Source organism: Cupriavidus sp. WGlv3 (genome assembly GCF_023952475.1).
GTDB classification, from domain to species: Bacteria; Pseudomonadota; Gammaproteobacteria; order Burkholderiales; family Burkholderiaceae; genus Cupriavidus; species Cupriavidus phytorum.
Map to the genome: position 1 here is coordinate 152,185 of NZ_JALHRX010000014.1, position 6,878 is coordinate 159,062.

Here is a 6,878-nt window from a genome sequence, read left to right on the forward strand (position 1 = left end):
CAGCGCCGTCCGCCCGCCGGAACCTGACAAAGGAATCGCCAACCATGAAGCGACTGAACCTGGGACGCCGCAAGCTGCTTGCGGCCCTGCTGGTAGTGCCGGCCACGGGCCTGCTGGCCGGCTGCGGCTTCCATCTGCGCGGCAACTCGGACTTCGCCTTCAAGCGGCTGTATATCGGCATCCCGCCCAACTCGCTGATGGGCGCGGACCTGCGCCGCGCTATCCGCGGCGGCTCGGACACCCAGGTGGTGGCCGACCAGAAAGAGGCGGACGCGCTGCTGGACGTGCTGCAGGACACCCGCACCAAGTCCATCCTGTCGATCACGACCGAGGGCGTGGTGCGCGAATACCGCCTGACCCAGCGCTTCACCTTCCGCCTGCGCGACCCCGCCGGCAAGGAACTGATCGCGCCGTCGCAGCTGGTGCTGACGCGCGACCTGACCTACAACGAAGCCAATACGCTGGCCAAGGACTACGAAGAGCAGCAGCTGTACCGCGACATGCAGCGCGATATCGTGCAGCAGCTGATGCGCCGGCTGGCCGCCGTCAAGGCGATCTGAGCGGGCACGGCTGACGGCATGCAGCTCAAGCTCGACGGGCTCGACGCGCACCTGCGCCAGGCCAAGGCCAAGGGGCTGGCGCCGCTGTATGTGGTGCACGGCGATGAACACCTGCTGGTGCTGGAAGCGGTCGACCGCCTGCGCGCGGCGGCGCGCGAGGCCGGCTTCTCCGAACGCGAGGTGCTGGTGGCCGAGCGCGGCTTCCAGTGGGGCCGGCTGGTCGAGGCGCAGCAGTCGATGTCGCTGTTCGGCGACCGCAAGATCGTCGAACTGCGCATTCCCTCGGGCAAGCCCGGCAAGGACGGCGGCGAGGCGCTGCGCGCCGTGGCCGCGCAGCCGTCGCCCGACGTGGTGATGCTGGTGACGCTGCCGCGGCTGGACTTTGCCGCGTCGAAGTCGGCCTGGTTCCAGGCGCTGGAAGGCGCCGGCGTGTCGATCAAGGTCGACACCGTGGACCGCACCCGCTTGCCGGCGTGGGTCGGCGAGCGGCTGGCGCTGCAGCAGCAGCGCGTGCAGGGTGGGGAGCCCGGACGGCGCGCATTGCAGTTCATTGCCGACAAGGTCGAGGGCAACCTGCTGGCGGCGCACCAGGAAATCCAGAAGCTGGGCCTGCTGTATGCACCCGGCGAACTGAGCTTCGACCAGGTCCACGATGCGGTGCTGAACGTGGCCCGCTACGATGTCTTCAAGCTGTCGGAATCGATGCTCTCGGGCGACGTGCCGCGGCTGGTGCGCATGCTCGAAGGGCTGCGCGGCGAGGGCGAGGCCACGGTGCTGGTGCTGTGGGCGCTGACCGAGGAAATTCGCGTATTATCCAAGGTCCGGCAAGGGCTGGCGGCCGGCAAGCCGGCGGGCGTGCTGATGCGCGAACTGCGCGTCTGGGGCCCGCGCGAGCGGCTGGTGCCGCAGGCCGCGCAGCGCCTGTCGCAGCCACGGCTGGAAGCGGCCCTGGCGCTGGCCGCACGGCTGGACCGCCAGGTCAAGGGCCTGCAGGATTTGCCGCCGGCAGGCGCCGCGCCGCTGCCGGCCGAGCCCTGGGACGGCTTGCAGCAGCTGGCGCTGATGATTGCGCGCTGAGCGTTTGCTCCCGGAAGATTTGCTCCCCTCTCCCGCGCGCGGGCGAGAGGAGGAACACACACTGACGGCCTTTCCCCTGGCCACTGACATGACCGAGTTCGACCTCAACCAATACATGGACCGCGTCGGCCGCCAGGCCCGCGCCGCGTCGCGCGCGATGGCGCGTGCCTCCACCGCCGACAAGAACCGTGCGCTGCTGACCATTGCCGCGGCGATCCGCCGCGATGCCGACAAGCTCAAGGCCGTCAACGCGCGCGATGTCGAGCGCGCCCGCGCCAACGGCCAGGACGCCGCCTTCGTCGACCGCCTGACGCTGTCGGACAAGGCCATCGACACCATGGCCGCGGGCCTGGAGCAGATCGCCGCGCTGGCCGACTCGATCGGCGAGATCTCGAACATGAAGTTCCGCCCGACCGGCATCCAGGTCGGGCAGATGCGCGTGCCGCTGGGCGTGATCGGCATCATCTACGAGTCGCGCCCCAACGTGACCATCGACGCCGCCGCGCTATGCCTGAAGTCGGGCAACGCCACTATCCTGCGCGGCGGATCCGAGGCAATCGAATCCAACACCGCGCTGGCCGCGCTGGTGGCCGAGGGCCTGTCCGCGGCCGGCCTGCCGTCCGAGGCGGTGCAGGTGATCGAGACCACCGACCGCGCCGCGGTCGGCCGGCTGATCACCATGACCGAATATGTCGACGTGATCGTGCCGCGCGGCGGCAAGAGCCTGATCGCGCGGCTGATGGAAGAGGCGCGGGTGCCGATGATCAAGCACCTGGACGGCATCTGCCACGTCTATATCGATGCCGAGGCCGACCTGGACAAGGCCGTGCGCGTCTGCGACAACGCCAAGACCCAGCGCTACGCGCCGTGCAACACCATGGAGACCCTGCTGGTGTCGCGGGACATCGCCGCCGCCGCGCTGCCGCCGCTGTGCCGCATCTACCAGCACAAGGGCGTCGAGCTGCGCGTGTGCCCGGCCACCCGCGCCACGCTGGAAGCGGCGGGCTGCGGCGGCCTGGTCGATGCCACCGAGGAAGACTGGCGCCTGGAATACCTGGCCCCGATCCTGGCCATCAAGACCGTCGCCGGCCTCGATGAAGCCATCGCGCATATCAACGAATACGGCTCGCACCATACCGACTCGATCATCACCGAGAACTACTCGGCGGGCATGCGCTTTATCCGCGAGGTCGATTCGGCCAGCGTGATGATCAATGCCTCGACCCGCTTCGCCGATGGCTTCGAGTACGGCCTGGGCGCGGAGATCGGCATCTCCAACGACAAGCTGCATGCGCGCGGGCCGGTCGGGCTGGAAGGGCTGACCTCGCTCAAATATGTGGTGTTCGGGCACGGCGAGATCCGGACCTGATGCTGGCGGCCCGCCAACAACAATAACCACCGCAAGCCAACCTCTGTCCGCCGATGCTCTGGGTCAAAGCGCTGCATATCGTCTTCGTCGTTTCGTGGTTTGCCGGCCTGTTTTACCTGCCGCGCATCTTCGTCAACCTGGCGATGGAAACCGAGGCCGCCAGCACGCAGCGCCTGCTGCTGATGGCGCGCAAGCTGTTCCGCTTCATGACCATGCTGGCGGTGCCGGCGGTGGTATTCGGGCTGTGGCTGTACCTGGGCTACGGCATCGGCCGCGGCGCAGGGCAGGGGTGGATGCATGCCAAGCTGGCGCTGGTGCTGGTGCTGATCGGCTACCACCATGGCTGCGGCGTGCTGTTGCGCAAGTTCGAGGCGGGGCGCAACGAGCGCTCGCACAAGTTCTATCGCTGGTTCAACGAGCTGCCGGTGCTGGTGCTGCTGGCGGTGGTGATCCTGGTCGTGGTCAAGCCGTTCTGAGGCTGGCCTCTTTTACATTGCTGCCTGTTCCGTTGCGGAAACCAAGATGAGCAAGCTGGTTGATTATTACCTGACGCCGCAATCGCCGTACGTCTACATGGGCCATGCCCGTTTCAGCGACATCGCCGCGCGCCACGGCGCGCAAGTAAACCTGAAACCGTGCGACCTCGGCAAAGTGTTCTCGGTCTCCGGCGGGCTGCCGCTGGCGCAGCGCCCGCCTCAGCGGCAAGCCTACCGGCTGGTCGAGCTAAGGCGCTGGAGCGCGTTCCTGAACATCCCGCTGAACGTCGAGCCGACGTTTTTCCCGGTGTCGGGCGACGCCGCCAGCAAGCTGATCATTGCCGCGCAACTGGCGCACGGCACCGCGCGCGCGATGGCACTGACCGGCGCGATCGGCGCGGCGGTGTGGGCGCAGCAGCGCAATATCGCCGATGCCGCCACGCTGGCGCAGATCGCCGACGAGGCCGGCCTGGATGGCGCCGGCCTGCTCAAGGCCAGCGAGGCCCAGTCGGTGCAGGCCGCCTATGCGCAGAACACGCAGGATGCGATCTCGGCCGGCGTGTTCGGCGCGCCGTGGTACGTGTTCGACGGCGAGCCGTTCTGGGGCCAGGACCGCCTCGACTTTCTCGACCGCGCACTGGCCGCGGCTTGACCTAAGCTACCGATACTTCCCCGTCCGCCACGGCGGACGTTTTTGTTTGCAGGAATCCCTCTCATGACCCAAGCCTTCTTTGCCCCTTGCCCGCGCGGCCTGGAGAGCGCGCTCGCCGAAGAGCTGCGCGAGATCGCCGCGATGCCGGGCATGGCCGCGCTGGCGCCGTTCGCGGTGCACCAGGAAGTGCCGGGCGGCGTCAACTTCTCGGGCGAGATGGCCGCCGCCTATGCGGTCAACCTGCATTCGCGCATTGCCAGCCGGGTGCTGCTGCGCGTGGCCGCGCGCGGCTACCGGCATGAGGACGACATCTACACGCTGGCGCGCGGCGTGCGCTGGGAGCAGTGGTTCTCGCCCGACGAGTCGCTGCGCGTGGATATTACGTCGCACAAGTCGCCGCTGCGCAGCCTCAATTTCACCGCGCTGCGGGTCAAGGACGGCGTCTGCGATGCCATGCGCGAGCGGCTGGGCGCCCGGCCGAGCGTCGACACCGTGAGCCCGGATGTGCGCATCTATGCCCACCTGACCGAGCGCGACTGCACGCTGTATCTCGACACCAGCGGCGAGCCGCTGTTCAAGCGCGGCTGGCGCACCGAGAAGGGCGAGGCGCCGCTGAAGGAAAACCTGGCCGCCGGCATCCTGCGCCTGGCGGGCTGGGTGCCGGGCCAGACCTTCCGGCCCTTCTACGACCCGATGTGCGGCAGCGGCACCTTCCTGGTCGAGGCCGCGCAGGTGGCGCTGGGCATCGCGCCGGGCGGCAGCCGCAGCTTTGCCTTCGAATGGCTCAAGGGCATGGACACCAAGGCCTGGCAGAAGCTGAAGGCGGACGCGCAGCGCGCGCGCATGCTGGCCTCGGCCGATGAACTGCAGGTGGTCGGTTCGGACATCTCCACCGACATGCTGGCGATCACGCGCGCCAACTGGGAACGCGCCGGCCTGCCGGGCGAGGCGCGCACCAAGCAGGTGGACGCGCGCTTCGTGCAGCCGCCGTTTGAGGAGCCGGGCCTGCTGCTGATGAATCCGCCGTACGGGGAGCGCATTGCGGTGCGCGGGCAGCGCCGCGCGCCGGAAGACGAACAGCCGCGCGACGAGGTCGAAGAGGCCGCCGCCAACCAGTTCGCCAGCGCCTTTGCCACCACCCTGAAGCAGCATTTCGCGGGCTGGCAGGCGTGGGTGTTCACCGGCGACCTGGGCTTCCCGCGCCGGCTGCGGCTGAAGGAATCGCGCCGCACGCCGCTCTACAACGGCAATATCGAGTGCCGGCTGTTCCGTTTCGACATGGTGCGCGGCGCCAACCGGGCGCCGCAGGCGGACTGACCCCGGCCACGCGCCGGCGTTGTGACGTCAGGGGCGCTTGCGCCCCGTCAGCGCATCCGGATTGCGGCTGAAGTCGGCCAGGAAGCCCTGCAGGCTGACCACCGGCTCCTGCAGCAGGTGGCGCGGCAGGTCGAACAGCGCGTAGAAGAATTCTTCCCTGCCTTCGCAGCGCTCGGCCGGCAGGCAGTATTGTTCCCAATCGACGCAGGCCGGCGTGTACATGCCGTTGCCGGGCCAGAAGAACGGCACCAGCCGGCCTTCGCGCAGGCCTTCGATCAGCGCGGCGGGGGCATCGTAGGCCTCGGCCGATTCCACCTGCGTCATCAGCCCGGCGCGGGTTTCGATCACCATCAGGGTGGCGTGGCCCTGTGCGGTCAGCAGCAGGATGCCGGCGGGATTGGGGTACAGGTAGTACTCGACAAAGCCGTAGCGCGCAGTCAGCTGGCGCACGCGCTCGGTCATGGCCGGATCGGACAGGAACGAGAACGAATGCCGCGTCAGCAGCTCGCGCAGCGTGCGCGACAGCGTGGCGAAGTACGCCTGCTGCATCGCTTCGATTTCCTGGTCGAGCCGCTCCACCATATTGCTGTCGTGCTTTTTCACATAGCGGTCGATCAGCCCGTGGTTGAAGCCCTGCACGGCGATGCTCTCGTCGGCGGTGCCGGTCAGCAGGATGGTCTTGCACGGCAGATCCTGCAGCGCCTGGCAGAATTCCAGGCCGTCCATCTGTGGCATCGAATAGTCGACCACCACCACGCCGGGCTGCAGGAAGCGGTTGACGTCGTGGATCTGGCGGTAGATGCGGTCGATGTCGAGCTGGACCGTGCGGCGCTCGGTCAGGAAGGTCAGGTCGTCGTGGGTCACGCGCACCGGCAGGAAGCCCGGGAAGCGGGTGGCGTAGGCTTCGCGGATCCACTGCAGCGCCTCGCGCGGATCGGTGAAGGTGATCACCCCGCGCGCGGCATCCATCTGAAACGCCAGGCTGTCGATGAAGGACTTGCTGTCATCCACAAGGACAGTCAGGACCGGGTGATGGAAGACCGACAGATTCCTGTCGTGCGGATTGAAGGTCATGGAGCGGCGGGCAGGAGTTGGCACAGGCGTGGCGCAAGTGGCAAGCCAGCGTGCGTATTCGCAGGCCAGTATAGCGCGCCACGGCTGCCTTGCAAGGCACGCCTTGCGGCCGGGGCCGCCTGCGGCAGGGCCGGAACGGGGGCCGGCCCTTGTTCCTGCAGGGCCGGCGGGCCAGGGCGGTGAACCGCGCCGGAATCACGAAAGCCCGCGCCGCGGGGGCGCGGGCCGGACCGGCGACGCGGCCTTAGTCGACCGCCTTGAACATGTCCTCGACCACCTTCTTGGCGTCGCCGAACACCATCATGGTCTTGTCCATGTAGAACAGCTCGTTGTCCAGGCCAGCGTAGCCGGCG

At 68.2% G+C, this 6,878-nt stretch carries 8 protein-coding genes; 6 read left to right on the forward strand and 2 right to left on the reverse strand.

All coding sequences use genetic code 11. From position 1 onward, the window contains the following. The first annotated feature begins 44 nt into the window (after nucleotides 1-44). From MKD38_RS21970 to MKD38_RS21995, 6 genes are all read left to right on the forward strand, one after another. On the forward strand, nucleotides 45-560 hold the full coding sequence (locus tag MKD38_RS21970) for an LPS-assembly lipoprotein LptE (RefSeq protein ID WP_252680005.1): 516 nt from the start codon (nucleotides 45-47) through the stop codon (nucleotides 558-560). An 18-nt stretch (nucleotides 561-578) separates the two neighbouring features. After that, nucleotides 579-1,637: a DNA polymerase III subunit delta gene (gene holA / locus MKD38_RS21975; RefSeq protein ID WP_252680007.1), complete on the forward strand. Its 1,059-nt coding sequence runs from the start codon at nucleotides 579-581 to the stop codon at nucleotides 1,635-1,637. 88 nt (nucleotides 1,638-1,725) lie between these two features. Beyond that, nucleotides 1,726-3,006 (forward strand): glutamate-5-semialdehyde dehydrogenase, encoded by a 1,281-nt coding sequence (locus MKD38_RS21980; protein ID WP_252680009.1) that lies wholly within the window; start codon nucleotides 1,726-1,728, stop codon nucleotides 3,004-3,006. A 53-nt stretch (nucleotides 3,007-3,059) separates the two neighbouring features. After that, nucleotides 3,060-3,482: a CopD family protein gene (locus MKD38_RS21985; protein WP_252680011.1), complete on the forward strand. Its 423-nt coding sequence runs from the start codon at nucleotides 3,060-3,062 to the stop codon at nucleotides 3,480-3,482. Between the two features lie 46 nt (nucleotides 3,483-3,528). Beyond that, a complete protein-coding gene (locus MKD38_RS21990; protein WP_252680013.1) occupies nucleotides 3,529-4,134 on the forward strand; it encodes a 2-hydroxychromene-2-carboxylate isomerase in 606 nt (201 codons plus the stop codon). 63 nt (nucleotides 4,135-4,197) lie between these two features. After that, complete coding sequence (locus tag MKD38_RS21995; protein ID WP_252680015.1) at nucleotides 4,198-5,451, forward strand: THUMP domain-containing class I SAM-dependent RNA methyltransferase; 1,254 nt, start codon at nucleotides 4,198-4,200, stop codon at nucleotides 5,449-5,451. 27 nt (nucleotides 5,452-5,478) lie between these two features. Here the strand turns inward: MKD38_RS21995 and MKD38_RS22000 are convergent, their stop codons facing one another. Beyond that, entirely contained in the window at nucleotides 5,479-6,525 is a 1,047-nt protein-coding gene (locus MKD38_RS22000; RefSeq protein WP_252680017.1) for a response regulator, read from the reverse strand. 244 nt (nucleotides 6,526-6,769) lie between these two features. Further along, nucleotides 6,770-6,878: NAD(P)(+) transhydrogenase (Re/Si-specific) subunit beta (locus tag MKD38_RS22005; RefSeq protein WP_252680027.1), on the reverse strand; the 109-nt coding region annotated here is incomplete at its 5' end.

What these genes read in the sequence shown, in the direction of transcription:
- MKD38_RS21970 (WP_252680005.1), top strand. Translation starts at nt 45, where the DNA reads ATGAAGCGACTGAACCTGGGACGCCGCAAGCTGCTTGCGGCCCTGCTG.
- holA (WP_252680007.1), top strand. Translation starts at nt 579, where the DNA reads ATGCAGCTCAAGCTCGACGGGCTCGACGCGCACCTGCGCCAGGCCAAG.
- MKD38_RS21980 (WP_252680009.1), top strand. Translation starts at nt 1,726, where the DNA reads ATGACCGAGTTCGACCTCAACCAATACATGGACCGCGTCGGCCGCCAG.
- MKD38_RS21985 (WP_252680011.1), top strand. Translation starts at nt 3,060, where the DNA reads ATGCTCTGGGTCAAAGCGCTGCATATCGTCTTCGTCGTTTCGTGGTTT.
- MKD38_RS21990 (WP_252680013.1), top strand. Translation starts at nt 3,529, where the DNA reads ATGAGCAAGCTGGTTGATTATTACCTGACGCCGCAATCGCCGTACGTC.
- MKD38_RS21995 (WP_252680015.1), top strand. Translation starts at nt 4,198, where the DNA reads ATGACCCAAGCCTTCTTTGCCCCTTGCCCGCGCGGCCTGGAGAGCGCG.
- MKD38_RS22000 (WP_252680017.1), bottom strand. Translation starts at nt 6,525, where the DNA reads ATGACCTTCAATCCGCACGACAGGAATCTGTCGGTCTTCCATCACCCG.